Annotated in this window: 13 protein-coding genes; 7 read left to right on the top strand and 6 right to left on the bottom strand. The window is 72.3% G+C overall.

The window, feature by feature from the left end:
* Positions 1–403 precede the first annotated feature (403 nt).
* The gene (locus ACIRDU_RS05485; RefSeq protein WP_403574754.1) at positions 404–2,644 is read right to left on the bottom strand and encodes a heavy metal translocating P-type ATPase; all 2,241 of its coding nucleotides are present in this window, start codon (positions 2,642–2,644) and stop codon (positions 404–406) included.
* Positions 2,645–2,782: 138 nt separating this feature from the next.
* The gene (locus tag ACIRDU_RS05480) at positions 2,783–3,022 is read right to left on the bottom strand and encodes a heavy-metal-associated domain-containing protein (protein ID WP_403574751.1); all 240 of its coding nucleotides are present in this window, start codon (positions 3,020–3,022) and stop codon (positions 2,783–2,785) included.
* Between the two features lie 236 nt (positions 3,023–3,258).
* On the opposite strand from ACIRDU_RS05480, the gene ACIRDU_RS05475 reads away from it, so the two are divergent.
* Entirely contained in the window at positions 3,259–4,302 is a 1,044-nt protein-coding gene (locus tag ACIRDU_RS05475) for a zinc-dependent alcohol dehydrogenase family protein (RefSeq protein WP_403574749.1), read from the top strand.
* A 61-nt stretch (positions 4,303–4,363) separates the two neighbouring features.
* Here ACIRDU_RS05475 and ACIRDU_RS05470 read toward each other — a convergent pair whose 3' ends face one another.
* Positions 4,364–4,564, bottom strand: coding sequence for an AlpA family transcriptional regulator (locus tag ACIRDU_RS05470; RefSeq protein ID WP_019065707.1), 201 nt, complete (start codon positions 4,562–4,564; stop codon positions 4,364–4,366).
* Positions 4,565–5,004: 440 nt separating this feature from the next.
* On the opposite strand from ACIRDU_RS05470, the gene iolC reads away from it, so the two are divergent.
* From iolC to ACIRDU_RS05440, 6 genes are read left to right on the top strand one after another with little or no spacing between them, the layout of a single operon-like run.
* A complete protein-coding gene (gene iolC, locus ACIRDU_RS05465; protein WP_403574747.1) occupies positions 5,005–5,979 on the top strand; it encodes a 5-dehydro-2-deoxygluconokinase in 975 nt (324 codons plus the stop codon).
* Positions 5,976–6,857 carry a deoxyribose-phosphate aldolase gene (locus ACIRDU_RS05460; RefSeq protein WP_403574744.1) on the top strand — a complete coding sequence of 294 codons (882 nt, stop codon included), beginning with the start codon at positions 5,976–5,978 and terminating at the stop codon, positions 6,855–6,857. The genes iolC and ACIRDU_RS05460 overlap by 4 nt, the downstream gene beginning before the upstream one ends.
* A gap of 10 nt (positions 6,858–6,867) precedes the next feature.
* The gene (gene iolB, locus ACIRDU_RS05455; RefSeq protein ID WP_403574742.1) at positions 6,868–7,689 is read left to right on the top strand and encodes a 5-deoxy-glucuronate isomerase; all 822 of its coding nucleotides are present in this window, start codon (positions 6,868–6,870) and stop codon (positions 7,687–7,689) included.
* The gene (iolD, locus tag ACIRDU_RS05450) at positions 7,686–9,572 is read left to right on the top strand and encodes a 3D-(3,5/4)-trihydroxycyclohexane-1,2-dione acylhydrolase (decyclizing) (protein ID WP_403574739.1); all 1,887 of its coding nucleotides are present in this window, start codon (positions 7,686–7,688) and stop codon (positions 9,570–9,572) included. Before iolB ends, iolD begins: the two co-directional genes overlap by 4 nt.
* Positions 9,573–9,586: 14 nt before the next feature.
* Positions 9,587–11,089 carry a CoA-acylating methylmalonate-semialdehyde dehydrogenase gene (gene mmsA, locus ACIRDU_RS05445; protein ID WP_403574736.1) on the top strand — a complete coding sequence of 501 codons (1,503 nt, stop codon included), beginning with the start codon at positions 9,587–9,589 and terminating at the stop codon, positions 11,087–11,089.
* A 54-nt stretch (positions 11,090–11,143) separates the two neighbouring features.
* Positions 11,144–11,836, top strand: coding sequence for a GPP34 family phosphoprotein (locus ACIRDU_RS05440; protein ID WP_403574733.1), 693 nt, complete (start codon positions 11,144–11,146; stop codon positions 11,834–11,836).
* A gap of 175 nt (positions 11,837–12,011) precedes the next feature.
* Here the strand turns inward: ACIRDU_RS05440 and ACIRDU_RS05435 are convergent, their stop codons facing one another.
* Genes ACIRDU_RS05435 through ACIRDU_RS05425 form a run of 3 tightly spaced genes read right to left on the bottom strand, consistent with a single transcriptional unit; the run spans position 12,012 to position 14,582 of the window.
* On the bottom strand, positions 12,012–12,392 hold the full coding sequence (locus ACIRDU_RS05435; RefSeq protein ID WP_403574730.1) for a hypothetical protein: 381 nt from the start codon (positions 12,390–12,392) through the stop codon (positions 12,012–12,014).
* A complete protein-coding gene (locus tag ACIRDU_RS05430) occupies positions 12,389–13,600 on the bottom strand; it encodes a hypothetical protein (protein ID WP_403574727.1) in 1,212 nt (403 codons plus the stop codon). Before ACIRDU_RS05430 ends, ACIRDU_RS05435 begins: the two co-directional genes overlap by 4 nt.
* Positions 13,593–14,582, bottom strand: a complete 990-nt coding sequence (locus ACIRDU_RS05425; RefSeq protein ID WP_403574724.1) for an LLM class flavin-dependent oxidoreductase — start codon at positions 14,580–14,582, stop codon at positions 13,593–13,595. Before ACIRDU_RS05425 ends, ACIRDU_RS05430 begins: the two co-directional genes overlap by 8 nt.
* Positions 14,583–14,638 lie beyond the last annotated feature (56 nt).

The following is a 14,638-nucleotide window of genomic DNA, read 5'->3' as shown; positions in this document are numbered from 1 at the left end:
GTTTGAGCAGAACGAGCAGAACTCGTCGTAGTGCTGGGGTGCGATCTGCCGGGACAACGCACGCCCGGGAGGGCCGCTCAAAGCTTCCCGGTGTACGTGCCCCGGCAACGCATCTCTGGAGAGGTCCCCCAAGACATCTCCAGATGCCAGGTGGCGCCCCCCAAGACGCTCCCTGACATCGTCAACTTAGACCTTCGAACCCCTTCGATGGTTACGTTCACATCACTGTGATCTGCGTCTCTCGCTCATGTCCGTTGGATGTGCAAGAGCCCGGATATGCCGTTCGAGACCCAAGCGTAAGGATGCTGCGCGAGCCTTGTGAAGAGCTTATGTGAGCCGAGCCCGGGACTCCAGAGGGGCTCAAATCACGTTCGCGGTGAACGTAGGGGTAATTCGGGGCACTTCACCGAAATGTCCGCAGTCGCAGACTGTTCGTGACGACGAAGACCGACGAGAAGGCCATCGCCGCCCCCGCGATCATCGGATTCAGCAGGCCCGCGGCGGCCAGCGGCAGCGCGGCCACGTTGTAGCCGAAGGCCCACACGAGATTGCCCTTGATCGTGGCCAGCGTCCGGCGGGACAGCCGGATCGCGTCCGCCGCCACCCGCAGATCGCCGCGGACCAGCGTGAGATCGCCCGCCTCGATCGCGGCGTCCGTGCCGGTGCCCATGGCGAGTCCCAGGTCGGCGGTGGCGAGCGCGGCCGCGTCGTTGACGCCGTCGCCCACCATGGCCACGACCCGCCCCTCGGCCTGCAGCCGCCGTACCGCGTCGACCTTGTCCTCGGGCAGGACCTCCGCCACCACCTGCTCGATCCCCACGGCTGCCGCCACCGTCTCGGCCACCGCCCGGTTGTCCCCGGTCAGCAGCACCGGCGTGAGTCCCAGCGCGCGCAGCGCGCGCACGGCCTCGGCGCTGGTCTCCTTGACCGCGTCCGCCACGGTCAGAACGGCCTGCGCCGTCCCGTCCCAGCCCGCCACGACGGCCGTATGCCCGGCCTGCTCGGCCTCGTCCCGGGCGCGGGCCAGCTCCGGCGGCACGTCGCCGAAGAGCCGCCCCACGGCGACGTCACGGCCTTCCACACGCCCGCGTACGCCCCGCCCGGGGACGTTCTCGAACCCTTCGACGTCCGGGAGCTGCCCGGCCCTCTCCTCGGCGCCCCGGGCGATCGCGTGGGCGACGGGGTGCTCGGAGGCGTGCTCGACGGCGCCCGCGAGCCGCAGCACCTCCTTCTCGTCGGTGCCTTCGGCGACGTGGACCTCCAGGAGGCTCATCCGGCCGGTGGTGACGGTGCCGGTCTTGTCCAGGACGACGGTGTCGACCCGGCGCGTGGACTCCAGGACCTCCGGGCCCTTGATGAGAATGCCGAGCTGGGCGCCACGGCCCGTGCCGACCAGCAGCGCGGTCGGCGTCGCCAGCCCCAGGGCGCACGGGCAGGCGATGATCAGGACCGCGACGGCCGCGGTGAACGCGGCGACACCGTCGCCCGTCAGCCCGAGCCAGGCCCCGGCCGTGGCGACGGCGATCAGCAGCACCGCAGGCACGAAGATCCCGGAGATCCGGTCGGCGAGCCGCTGCACCTCGGCCTTGCCGTTCTGCGCGTCCTCCACCAGCTTCGCCATCCGTGCGAGCCGGGTGTCGGCGCCGACCCGGGTGGCCTCGACGACCAGCCGGCCGCCCGCGTTGACGGTCGCGCCGGTGACCGGGTCCCCGGCCGTCACGTCCACCGGCAGCGACTCGCCGGTCAGCATCGAGGCGTTCACCGCGGAGGCGCCCTCGACGACCGTGCCGTCGGTGGCGATCTTCTCGCCGGGCCGTACGACGAACCGGTCGCCGACGGCCAGGCGCCGCGCCGGGATCCGCACCTCGCGCCCGTCCCGCAGCACGGCCACGTCCTTGGCGCCCAGGTCCATCAGCGCCCTGAGCGCGGCTCCCGCGCGCCGCTTGGAGCGTGCCTCCAGGTAGCGGCCCAGCAGGATGAAGGCGGTGACCCCCGAGGCGACCTCCAGGTAGATCGAGGAGGCGCCGTCCCCGCGCGAGACCGTGAACTCGAAGGGGTGCCGCATGCCCGGCATGCCCGCGTCGCCGAGGAACAGCGCCCACAGTGACCAGCCGAACGCGGCCAGGGTGCCGAGGGAGACCAGCGTGTCCATGGTGGCGGCGCCGTGCCGGGCGTTGGTCCAGGCCGCCCGGTGGAAGGGCAGCCCGCCCCAGACCACGACCGGGGCGGCGAGCACGAGCGAGAGCCACTGCCAGTTGTCGAACTGGAGAGCGGGGATCATCGCCAGCACGATCACGGGCAGGGCGAGAACGGCGGAGACGGTGAGGCGCCGGCGGAGGGCCGACAGTTCGGGGTCCTCCTCCTCGACGGCCGAGGTCTCCTCCCGCGGGGGCGCGGGTTCCTCGGCGGTGTACCCGGTCTTCACCACGGTGGCGATCAGATCGGCGACCTCGGTGCCCTCGGGGTAGGCGACCCGGGCCTTCTCCGTCGCGTAGTTCACCGTGGCCGTGACGCCGTCCATGCGGTTGAGCTTCTTCTCGACGCGGGCCGCGCAGGAGGCGCACGTCATCCCGCCGATGAGCAGCTCGACCTCGGCGAGGGCCGGTTCGGGGCCCGCCGGTGCCTGGGCGGTGGTGCTGGTCATGTCCTCACTCCAGAGATGCGGGGCGCCCGGGAAGCGGAGCGGGCCGTACGGGCCGGGGCGGCTGCGTACGGCCCGTACCCGGGTACGAGTGCCAGGACCGGCGCGTCTAGACGTGGCCGGCTGCCGGACCCGGGTTGCTCAGGCCCGGCCGGCCAGTTCGAAGCCGGCCTCGTCGACGGCGGCACGCACGGATTCGTCGTCGAGCGGGGCCGCCGAGACGACGGTGACCTCGCCGGTCTTGGCGACGGCCGTCACCGAACTCACGCCGGAGATCTGGGAGATCTCGCCGGAGACCGCGCCCTCGCAGTGTCCGCAGCTCATGCCGCTCACCTTGAAGACGGTGGTGACGGGGCCCGTGGTGTCGGTCTGGGCGGTCATGTCGTTACTCCTCGTCGAGGCATGTGGGGCTGTGGGGTCCGCTGGGGACCCACACACTCCACTGTACCCCTAGGGGGTATCACCGCACGACGCCCCACCGCAGGGTGGGGTGCCCGGACGGGCCGTGTCCCTCAGCGCACCGCCGGCATCCCCCGTGGCCCTGAACGCCCGGGGGTGCGAGGGTACCCAGCGTCCCGGGAGGACCGGGCACGACACGAACGGAAGAGGGTGGGTCCATGCGGGCCGTGGTGTTCGAGCGGTACGGGGAAGCGGCCGAGGTGCGGGAGGTCGCGGACCCGGAGCCCGCGGAGCACGGGGTGGTCGTGCGGGTCGAGGCCACGGGCCTGTGCCGCAGCGACTGGCACGGATGGCAGGGCCACGACCCGGACATCGCACTGCCGCACGTGCCCGGACACGAACTCGCCGGGGTCGTCGAGGCGGTCGGCGCCCGGGTGACCGGGTGGCGGCCCGGCGACCGGGTCACCGTGCCGTTCATCTGCGCGTGCGGCACCTGCCCGTCCTGCGCGGCGGGCGACCACCAGGTGTGCGAGCGCCAGACCCAGCCCGGTTTCACCCATTGGGGCTCCTTCGCCCAGTACGTGGCGCTGGACCACGCCGACGTGAACCTCGTGGCACTGCCCCGGGAGTTGTCCTTCGCCACGGCGGCCTCACTCGGCTGCCGGTTCGCCACGGCGTACCGGGCGGTGGTGCGGCAGGGCCGGGTCGCGGCGGGGGAGTGGGTGGCGGTGCACGGCTGCGGCGGGGTCGGCCTCTCGGCCGTGATGATCGCGGCCGCCTCGGGCGCCCGGGTCGTGGCCGTCGACGTGTCGCCCGGCGCCCTGGAGCTGGCGCGGAAGTTCGGGGCGGCGCACAGCGTCGACGCGACGGCCGTGCCGGACACCGCGGCCGCGGTCCGCGAACTGACCGGCGGTGGCGCCCATCTCTCCCTCGACGCCCTGGGCTCACCCGGCACCTGCGCCGCCTCCGTGAACGGCCTGCGCCGCCGCGGCCGGCACGTCCAGGTCGGGCTGCTGCCCTCGCCGGCCGGCACGACGCCCGTGCCGATGGCCCGCGCGATCGCCCTGGAGCTCGAACTGCTCGGCAGCCACGGCATGGCCGCGCACGGCTACCCGCCGATGCTGGAGCTGGTCCGCAGCGGAGTGCTGCGCCCCGACCTGCTGGTGACGTCCACGATCGCACTGGACGAGGTCCCGTCCGCGCTGGCGGCGATGGGCACGGCGCCGGGAGCGGGGGCGACGGTCATCGAGCCGTGGAGCTGACGCACCGGCAGACGACGGTGCCCCACGCACGGGTGGGGCACGAGGGCGTGGCCTGGGGGGATCAGTCGTCTCTTCGGCCGCGGTTGCCGGGCCTGGAGGCGACCCACGCCCGGACCGTGTCGGCGTACCAGTAGGGCTTGCCGCTCTCGACGTGGTCGGGCGGGGGCAGCAGCCCGTGCTTGCGGTAGGACCGGACGGTGTCCGGCTGCACCCGGATGTGTGCCGCGATCTCCTTGTAGGACCAGAGCCTTCGGTCGGTCATGACGTGCACCTCCCCGCGCGCACCACGGCTGCGGCCGTGGACGGCCGTCCGGGGGAGCCGGGCGCTGCGCTGGCGATCAACAAGCCTGTGCCCGGTCAACGACGCCCGCCGGCACAGGGCAGGGCCTGTGCGCCGGGTGTGACGGAAGAACGGCGTACACGCGACATGTGTGACGAGCGAGGGGCGTTTGTGACACAACCGGGGCAAAGACGCCCGCCGAAGTGTCGGCGGGGCGCCTTGACGCGGCCCCCGCGCCCGTCCGTCAGCCGTCCGGAGAGGCGGGGCGGGCCGCGCGGCTGAAGACTACGGAACTGTGGGACACGGACGTGCGGATGCGGAAAGCGCTGTCATGATCTGGTCCGAATGTCCGGACAAAACATTGACATGGCTTCGAGAGGGGGCTACAAAGCCGGGGAGAGCCGAGCACCGAGGGGACACCGATGGCCTACGACCTGATCACCATGGGGCGGATCGGGGTGGATCTGTATCCGCTCCAGACGGGCGTCCCGTTGCCGCAGGTCACGTCGTTCGGCAAGTTCCTCGGCGGCTCGGCGAGCAACGTCGCGGTCGCCGCGGCCCGCCTGGGACGGCGGACCGCGGTGATCACCCGCACCGGCGACGACCCCTTCGGCACCTACCTCCACGAGGCCCTGAAGGGCTTCGGAGTGGACGACCGCTGGGTCACCCCGGTCCCCGGCCTGCCCACCCCGGTCACCTTCTGCGAGGTCTTCCCGCCGGACGACTTCCCGCTGTACTTCTACCGGCAGCCCAAGGCCCCCGACCTGGAGATCGACGCCCACGAGCTCGACCTCGACGCGATCCGCGACGCCGGCGTCTTCTGGGTCACGGGCACGGGCCTGAGCGAGGAGCCCAGCCGTACGGCGACCCTCGCGGCCCTCACCCACCGCGCCAAGGCCGGCACGACGGTCTTCGACCTCGACTGGCGCCCCATGTTCTGGACGCGTGACCTCAACGGCTCCCGCCGCGGGGCGGACGCGGCCCGCCCCTTCTACACCGAGGCCCTGCGCCACACCACCGTCGCCGTAGGCAACCTCGACGAGGTGGAGGTCGCCACGGGCGTGCGCGAACCCCACGCCGCCGCCCGCGCCCTGCTGGACGCCGGTGTCGAGCTGGCCGTCGTCAAGCAGGGCCCCAAGGGCGTCCTCGCGGTGAACAGCGCCGGCGAGAGTGCCGAGGTCCCGCCGCTGCCGGTGAACGTCCTCAACGGCCTCGGCGCCGGCGACGCCTTCGGCGGCTGTCTCGTCCACGGCCTGCTGGCCGGCTGGGACCTGGAGAAGATCATGCGGCACGCCAACGCCGCCGGCGCCATCGTCGCCTCCCGCCTGGAGTGCTCCTCCGCGATGCCCACCCCGGGCGAGATCGAGGCAGCCGTCACCGCGGGGGCCGTCCAGTGACCATCGACGTCTGCGAACTCGTCCGTCTGCGCAGCCACCGCCCGGAGGCGATCGCCGAAGCCGCGGCCCGCCGCCCCCGGAGGCCGCTGCTGAACACGAGCGGCCGCCTGATGATCGTCGCCGCCGACCACCCGGCGCGCGGCGCCCTCGGCGTCGGCGACCGCAGCATGGCCATGGCCAACCGCGCCGACCTGCTCGAACGCCTCTGCCTGGCTCTGTCCCGCCCGGGCGTGGACGGCGTCCTCGCCACCGCCGACATCCTCGACGACCTGCTGCTGCTCGGCGCCCTCGACGGCAAGGTCGTCCTGGGCTCGATGAACCGCGGCGGCCTCCAGGGCGCGAGCTTCGAACTCGACGACCGCTTCACCGGCCACCGCCCCGAGGACATCGAGCGCCTGGGCTTCGACGCGGGCAAGCTCCTTCTGCGCATCGACTACGACGACCCGGGCTCGCTCACCACCCTGGAGTCCACCGCCCGGGCCGTCGACGCCATGGCCGCCCGGAAACTCCCCGTCTTCGTCGAGCCGTTCCTCAGCAGCCGCGACGAGACGGGCCGGCTGCGCAACGACCTCTCCGCCGACGCCGTCACCAAGTCGATCGCCATCGCCTCGGGCCTCGGCGGCAGTTCCGCCTACACCTGGCTGAAGGTCCCCGTCACCGAGAACCCCGACGACATGGCCGAGGTCATGGCGACCTCCACCCTGCCCGCCGTGCTGCTGGGCGGCGAGGTGGGCGACGACCAGGACGGGGCGTACGAGAAGTGGCGCGGTGCCCTCCAACTGCCCACCGTGTGCGGGCTGGTGGTGGGGCGTTCGCTGCTGTACCCCGCGGACGGCGATGTGGCCGCCGCCGTGGACACCGCCGTCGGACTGCTGTGAGGGCCGTGGCATGACCAGTGAGCTGTACGTCCCCAAGGGCACCACCGCCGGCCTGAACTACGTCCTGGACATCGACCCCAAGCGGGCCGGCTGGACGCACAGCAGTCTGCGGATCGTGGAGCTGTCACCGGGCGGCACCCACACCTTCACCACCGGGGACAGCGAGTGGATCGTGCTGCCCCTGAAGGGCGCGTGCACCGTGCGCGTCGAAGACGAGGAGTTCCCCCTCTCGGGCAGGGAGAGCGTGTTCGCGTCGGTCACCGACTTCGCGTACGCGCCCCGTGACGCCCGGGTCCAGATCGCCTCCGGCGCGGGAGGCCGCTTTGCTTTGGCAGGAGCGAAGTGCGAGCGACAACTCCCCGCCCGCTACGGCCCCGCGCCGGAGGTCCCCGTCGAGGAACGCGGCAGCGGCACCTGCCGGCGCAGCGTCCGCAACTTCGCCTCCGCCGACGCCTTCGACTGCGACAAGCTCATCGCGGTCGAGGTGATCACACCCGGCGGCAACTGGTCCTCGTACCCGCCGCACAAGCACGACGAGCACCGGCCGGGCGAGGAATCCGAGCTGGAGGAGATCTACTACTTCGAGATCGACGGCCCGTACGGGTTCGGCTACCAGCGCGTGTTCCCCTCGCGTGAGGGCGGATCCGACGTGCTCACCGAGGTCCGCTCCGGCGACGCCGTCCTCGTCCCCGACGGCTGGCACGGCCCGTCGATCGCCCAGCCCGGCCACGACATGTACTACCTGAATGTGATGGCGGGCCCGGGCGAGACGCGGGAGTGGCGGATCTGCTTCCACCCGGACCACGCAGAGAGCGCAGAGGGGTACCGATGACCGAGCAGACGACCAGGCTGACGGTGGCCCAGGCCCTCGTCCGCTTCCTCGCCGCCCAGTACACCGAACGCGACGGCGTGCGGCAGCGGCTCATCGGCGCCACCTGGGGCATCTTCGGCCACGGCAACGTCGCCGGCATCGGCCAGGCGCTCCTGGAGCACACCGCGGCGATGCCGTACCACCAGGGCCGCAACGAACAGGCCATGGTGCACGCGGCGGTCGGCTACGCCCGGCAGTCGGGCCGCCTGTCCACCCAGGCGGTGACGACCTCCATCGGCCCGGGCGCCACCAATCTCGTCACCGGCGCCGCCCTCGCGACCATCAACCACCTGCCGGTGCTGCTCCTGCCCGGCGACGTCTTCGCCGCCCGCCCCGCCGACCCGGTCCTCCAGCAGCTCGAAGTGCCGTACGCGGGTGATGTGTCGGTCAACGACTGCCTGCGCCCGGTGTCGAGGTACTTCGACCGGATCACCCGGCCCGAGGCCCTGATCCCCTCGGCGCTCAGCGCGATGCGCGTGCTCACCGACCCCGTCGAGACCGGCGCCGTCACCCTCGCCCTGCCCCAGGACGTGCAGGCCGAGGCGTACGACTGGCCCGAGGAGTTCTTCGCCGAGCGGCTCTGGACCGTACGGCGTCCGGGCACCGACCCGACGGAACTGGCCGAGGCCGTGCGGGCGATCCGGGCGGCGAAGCGGCCGCTGGTCGTCGCGGGCGGCGGCGTCCACCACAGCCGCGCCGAGGAGGCCCTCGCCGAGTTCGCCGAGACCACCGGCATCCCGGTCGCCTCCACCCAGGCCGGCAAGGGCTCCCTGCGCCACGACCACCCCCAGGACGTCGGCGGCATCGGCCACACCGGCACGGCGACGGCGGACGAACTCGCCCGCACGGCGGATCTGGTGATCGGCGTGGGGACCAGGTACACGGACTTCACCACCGCCTCGGGGACGCTGTTCGCGAACCCGGACGTCCGGTTCCTCAACCTCAACATCGCGCCCTTCGACGGCCACAAGCTCGCCGGGCAGCCGTTGATCGCGGACGCCCGCACCGGCCTGGAGGAGCTGACCGGGAGGCTGGGGATGCACGGCCACCGGGTCGCTCCGTCGTACGCCACCGAGTACACCGAGGACAAGGAACGCTGGGAGCAGCGCGTAGACGCCTGCTACGAGGTCGACGAACCGGACACCCGCCCCACCCAGCCCCAGGTCCTCGGCGCCCTGGACGAACTCGCCGACGAGTCGGACATCCTGATCAACGCCGCCGGCTCCCTCCCCGGCGACCTGCACAAACTGTGGCGGACGCGGTCGCCCGACCAGTACCACCTGGAGTACGGCTACTCCTGCATGGGCTACGAGATCCCCGCCGCCATCGGCGTGAAGATGGCCGCCCCGGACCGGCCCGTGTGGGCGCTGGTCGGTGACGGCACGTACCTGATGATGCCGACGGAGCTCGTGACGGCCGTGCAGGAAGGCATCGCGATCAAGGTCCTGATCATCCAGAACCACGGCTACGCGTCCATCGGCGGGCTGTCGGAGTCGGTGGGCGGCGAGCGGTTCGGCACCGCCTACCGCTACCCGTCCGAGGACGGCTCGTACTCGGGGCCGCCGCTGCCCGTGGACCTCGCCGCCAACGCGGCCAGCCTCGGCATGCGCGTGCTGCGCGCGAAGACCGTCCGGGACCTGCGGCAGGCCCTCGCCGAGGCCCGGGCGGCCGACACTCCCACATGTGTCTACGTCGAGACCCAAACGGCAGACACAGTGTCGGGCGCGCCTCCCGCCCAGGCCTGGTGGGATGTACCCGTGGCCGAAACCGCGACACGGCCGTCCGCGGTCAAGGCACGTGAGCTGTACGAACGGCACGTCTCCACCCGACGCCGCCATCTGTGAAGGAGTTCCCGGCCATGACGAAGATCGTCAACCACTGGATCGGCGGCAAGACCGTCGAAGGCGCCTCGGGCACGCACGGGCCGGTGACCAACCCGGCGACCGGCGAGGTGACGACGAAGGTCGCGTTCGCCTCGGTCGACGAGGTGGACGCGGCGGTCGCCGCCGCCAAGGAGGCCTACCTGACCTGGGGCCAGTCCTCGCTGGCCCAGCGCACCTCGATCCTGTTCAAGTTCCGCGCGCTGCTGGACGCCAACCGCGACGCGATCGCCGAGCTGATCACCGCCGAGCACGGCAAGGTGCACAGCGACGCACTCGGCGAGGTCGCGCGCGGCCTGGAGATCGTCGACCTGGCCTGCGGCATCAACGTCCAGCTGAAGGGCGAGCTGTCCACGCAGGTCGCCAGCCGCGTCGACGTGTCCTCGATCCGCCAGCCGCTCGGCGTCGTCGCGGGCATCACCCCGTTCAACTTCCCGGCGATGGTGCCGATGTGGATGTTCCCCATCGCCATCGCGTGCGGCAACACCTTCGTGCTGAAGCCGTCCGAGAAGGACCCGTCGGCCTCGATCAAGATCGCCGAACTGCTGTCGGAGGCGGGCCTGCCGGACGGCGTCTTCAACGTCGTCCACGGCGACAAGGTGGCCGTCGACCGCCTCCTGGAGCACCCGGACGTCAAGGCCGTCTCCTTCGTCGGCTCGACCCCCATCGCCCGCTACATCCACACCACCGCCTCCGCCAACGGCAAGCGCGTCCAGGCCCTGGGCGGCGCCAAGAACCACATGCTGGTCCTGCCCGACGCCGACCTCGACGCGGCCGCCGACGCCGCCGTCTCGGCCGCCTACGGCTCCGCCGGCGAGCGCTGCATGGCCATCTCCGCGGTCGTCGCCGTCGGCTCGATCGGCGACGAACTGGTGGAGAAGATCCGCGAGCGCGCCGAGAAGATCAAGATCGGGCCCGGCGACGACCCGGCGTCCGAGATGGGCCCGCTCATCACCAAGGTGCACCGCGACAAGGTGGCCTCCTACGTCGAGGGCGCGGCGGCCGAGGGCTGCGAGGTGGTCCTGGACGGCACCGGCCACACCGTCGACGGCTTCGAGGACGGCCACTGGATCGGCATCTCGCTGCTGGACAAGGTGCCCACGTCCGCGAAGGCCTACCAGGACGAGATCTTCGGCCCGGTCCTGTGCGTGCTGCGCACCGAGACCTACGAAGAGGCCCTGGACATCGTCAACGCCTCGCCGTTCGGCAACGGCACCGCGATCTTCACCCGGGACGGCGGCGCGGCCCGCCGCTTCCAGCTGGAGGTCGAGGCCGGCATGGTCGGCGTGAACGTCCCGATCCCGGTCCCCGTGGGCTACCACTCCTTCGGCGGCTGGAAGGACTCGCTCTTCGGCGACCACCACATCTACGGCAACGACGGCACGCACTTCTACACCCGCGGCAAGGTCGTCACCACCCGCTGGCCGGACCCGGCCGACGCCCCGGCGGGCGTGGACCTGGGCTTCCCGCGCAACCACTGACCGCTACCGGCCACTCCTTCGCCGGGTGAGCAGTCGAGCACGGAGACTGTGGGCATGCACACACCGATGCAACCCCCCACGGAAACCCCGACGACGCTGGGCGAGCAGCTCCTGCTCCTCTCGCTGGACGACGAGTCCGGCGCGGCGAAGGAGTCGGCGAAGGTGGCGCCGGCGATCTCCGCTGCCTTACTGGTGGAGCTGGCGCTGGCCGGCCGGATCGATGTGACCGACGACAAGGTGACCGTCGTCGACGCCACGCCGCTGGGCGACCCCGCCCTCGACGCGGCACTCGCCGACATCGCCGGCAGGGACAAGCCGGGCAGGACCAGGGACTGGATCACCCGGCTGAAGGCGGACGCGCTGGCCTGGGCGAACCGCGGCCTGATCGAGAAGGGTCTGGTCCGGGAGGAGAAGAAGAAGGTGCTCGGCCTCTTCTCCGTGCGCCGCTATCCCGAGGCCGACGGCTCGGCGGAGGCGGCGGTACGGCAGCGGCTCGACGCGGTCGTCCTTCGAGGAGCGGTGCCGGACGAGCGTACGGCGTCCCTGGTGGCCCTGGTGCACGGAGCCAAACTGCACCGAATGGCCGTCCCGGACGCCGACGTGCGCGAGGTCCGGGCGGTCATGGAGTCGATCGCGCACGGCCAGTGGTCCGCGACGGCGGTGCGCCAGGTCGTACGGGCAGCGGAGGAGGCGCTGGCGGTGATCGTCGCCGTGACGGTGACGACGACGGTCGTCACCGACAGCTGACGACAGCCGACAGCCCCTCCTCGGGTCGCCGACGAGGGGCTGTCGAGGCCCTGCTGCCACGGGGGAGGGGACAGCGGGGCCGGTCCGCCTGCGCTCGGCCGAGGGGGGACTGTCGGGCGCGGACGAAGTCCGGGCGGATCCGCGTGGGGCGTCTGACCTCAGGCGGCCCGCCTGGTCACAGGTACTGGATGGGGCTGCAGTCCGTGTGCTGCGTGTCGCGGCAGATCTTGACCCAGGTCGTCCCCAGACCGCCCGGCTTCTGGAACCGGACCGGGACGGAACCGGGACCGCACTGGGTGCCCATCTTGATCGGTGGTCCCACGGTCAGGTCCGCCGTCCACTGGATCCAGAGCGTGTAGCACCCGGAGCCGGAGTTGCTGAGCTCGCCCTCGACAGCGAGCCCCGGCGCGGACACACCTCCCGAGTCCACGGGCCGGGTCGTTCCCGACGCGGCGGCCGTCGCGTGGGAGACGGACCACCCCGCGGCCGCGTGGGCGGTCGAGCCGTGGGCCACGAGCGCCAGGGAAAGCAGGGAAGCGCCTGCGAAAGACTTCATCGTGCGTGACATGTGTCCGGTTCCCTCTGTTGAGTCGGCTGTTGAGTCGGCTGTCGAGTCGGATGGGCCGGGGACGGCCCGAGAAGGCCGCCCTCGGCGGACGATCGTGGCGTGGGCCAGCGAAGACAGGGAGCTCCGTCCTCGGTGAGCGCTTCCGCCAGCAGGTCGCAGTAGTGGCGCAGGTCCTCGTGCCAGCCGACGAACGTCGCGAAGTCCCGCATGTGGATGGCCAGACGAAGGGTGGCCGCGCGTGCGGTGCCCGGCGGGACGGCCGCGGTACCGTCGGCGCCGGTGTAACCGGAGAGCAGGGCGCGGGCCGCGGCCGGGTAGTCGACCCGTGGGCCCTTTCCCGCGGAGCCGAGGCCACGGGCGGCGGCGGCGCGCAGTTCGTGCAATTCGCCGAGGGTCCAGCCGAGATCCAGGGCCGGATCGCCCCCGGTGACCTCCTCGCCGGTGAGCAGGGCGGCGGGGCCACCGGCAGGGGAGGGGACCAGCCAGCCGGTGCTGGGCGCACCGTGCAACAGGACCGCGCCACCTCCGGGTGGCTCGTCCGCGGCCTCGGACCAGTCCGTCAGCCGTGCCCACAGTGAGGGACCGAGCCGGGTACGGGCCAGTGTGCGCAGCCGGGTCGCTCCTGGAGCGTTCTCCTCTCCGCGGAGCCAGGCCACAAGCCGTCGCACGCCGGTGTGGGGCGGCCGTTCCGGGAGGTGCCAGGGCTCCTGGTGCAGCCGCCGCAGGGTCCTGCCCAGATCCGCCAGCGCGTCGACCGAGAGCCGGAAGGCGGTGTCGTCGCCACAGGACAGCAGCCGTGCCACCGAGACGGCGCCCTGCACGCGGTAGAGCACGCCCGGAACCGGCGGGGTCGCACCGTCCTGCGCGGCGGAGCCGGCGGCCGGTTCGCCCAGGGCGAGCCGGGCACCACGCGGGGCTTGCGCGGTGCTGCGGGCGGCGGCCGCGGCCGTACCGACGGCCCGGTCGACGCGGCGCAGTGCCGTGCCCGCCGCCGCCGGAGGAAGGCGCTGCGCAGCGGTGTGGGCCGGTCCGGGGGCGCGCAGCCAGCTGAATCCCGCGTCCCCGTGGTAGCGCACGGTGATGCGCAGGTAACGGGTCCCGTACTCGCGTACGGTGACGGGTTCCGTCTCCGAGGGCTGTCCCGCCGCCGGCGGCCCGGCGGGCGCTGCCGGCTCGGGAGTGACCGGCTCAGCCACTGTTCCGCCGCCCGACCGCCTCGATGATCTCCCGGGTGTCCCGCAACGCCGCTGCCTGCCCCTCGGTGAACAGCACTCCGGCGCAGTTGAGGATCACTTCGTCCACACCGGCGTTCCGGTATTTCTCCAGCCCGGCGGCGATGTGGTCGGCCGAGCCGTACAGGTACGTGCCACTGTCCACCAGGGCGGCGGCACCGGCCACCGGGTCGGCCGGATCGACGGGTACGCCGGCCCGGCGCAGCATGTCCGTGTAGTGCTCCATGGTGAGGTGCCCGGAGGCGGCCGTGTGAGCGAGCACGTGCGGGTCCCGGCCGTCTCGCTCGACCGCGACATGGACGACGGTCGCGACGCGGCAGCGGGTGTCCCTGTCCCTGTCCTTGGCCCCTTCCTCCAAGGCGGGCATCAGGGTCTCGGCGACGTACCCGGGCGGGGTCATCCAGGTGATGGCGACATCGGCGGCACCGCCGGCGGTCCGCGCCATGTTGGGGCGCAGCACGCCCACGCCGACCTCCACGTGCGGATGCTCCATGGGGATCAGCCGGCCCCGCAGCTTGTGGTAGTCGCCCGCGTGGTCGACGATCTCCCCGTCGAGCAGGGCCCGGACCGTGCGCAGGTAGTCCGCGGCCATCGTGCGCGGACTGGGAAACGGGCGTCCGTTGAGGCTGCGGACGAACGCCGCCGAGCCGACGCCGTAGCCGGCCACCACCGGAAGGCCGGTCATCAGGGCGAGCGAGCGGGCCTGGAGGGCGGCCTCGTACGGATGGCGCAGGGGCATCAGGGTCACACTGAGGCCGACCGGGACGCGTATTCCGGCGCCGGCGAGGTGGGCGAACGCCTGGTGCGCCTCCACCTTGAGCGACTGCCCTGTCCACAGGCGGCGCACGCCGGTGTCGCGGACCAGCTCGGCGTAGGGCCGCAGGGAATCCGGGGTCTCCGGCATGTTCGGCACGAGCACGCTCGGGAGCACGTTGTCGGCGGTCACGGCTGGACACCTTCCTTATGTCGCTGGTGCTCTGACATCTGCCGGAGCTGTTGCTG

Source organism: Streptomyces sp. NPDC093598, from assembly GCF_044764825.1.
In the GTDB taxonomy this organism is placed as follows: Bacteria; Actinomycetota; Actinomycetes; order Streptomycetales; family Streptomycetaceae; genus Streptomyces.
The sequence above is the reverse complement of the archived record's forward strand: the minus strand, read 5'-3'. Positions and strand labels throughout refer to the sequence as shown.

What these genes read in the sequence shown, in the direction of transcription:
- ACIRDU_RS05485 (WP_403574754.1), bottom strand. Translation starts at nt 2,644, where the DNA reads ATGACCAGCACCACCGCCCAGGCACCGGCGGGCCCCGAACCGGCCCTC.
- ACIRDU_RS05480 (WP_403574751.1), bottom strand. Translation starts at nt 3,022, where the DNA reads ATGACCGCCCAGACCGACACCACGGGCCCCGTCACCACCGTCTTCAAG.
- ACIRDU_RS05475 (WP_403574749.1), top strand. Translation starts at nt 3,259, where the DNA reads ATGCGGGCCGTGGTGTTCGAGCGGTACGGGGAAGCGGCCGAGGTGCGG.
- ACIRDU_RS05470 (WP_019065707.1), bottom strand. Translation starts at nt 4,564, where the DNA reads ATGACCGACCGAAGGCTCTGGTCCTACAAGGAGATCGCGGCACACATC.
- iolC (WP_403574747.1), top strand. Translation starts at nt 5,005, where the DNA reads ATGGCCTACGACCTGATCACCATGGGGCGGATCGGGGTGGATCTGTAT.
- iolB (WP_403574742.1), top strand. Translation starts at nt 6,868, where the DNA reads ATGACCAGTGAGCTGTACGTCCCCAAGGGCACCACCGCCGGCCTGAAC.
- iolD (WP_403574739.1), top strand. Translation starts at nt 7,686, where the DNA reads ATGACCGAGCAGACGACCAGGCTGACGGTGGCCCAGGCCCTCGTCCGC.
- mmsA (WP_403574736.1), top strand. Translation starts at nt 9,587, where the DNA reads ATGACGAAGATCGTCAACCACTGGATCGGCGGCAAGACCGTCGAAGGC.
- ACIRDU_RS05440 (WP_403574733.1), top strand. Translation starts at nt 11,144, where the DNA reads ATGCACACACCGATGCAACCCCCCACGGAAACCCCGACGACGCTGGGC.
- ACIRDU_RS05435 (WP_403574730.1), bottom strand. Translation starts at nt 12,392, where the DNA reads ATGAAGTCTTTCGCAGGCGCTTCCCTGCTTTCCCTGGCGCTCGTGGCC.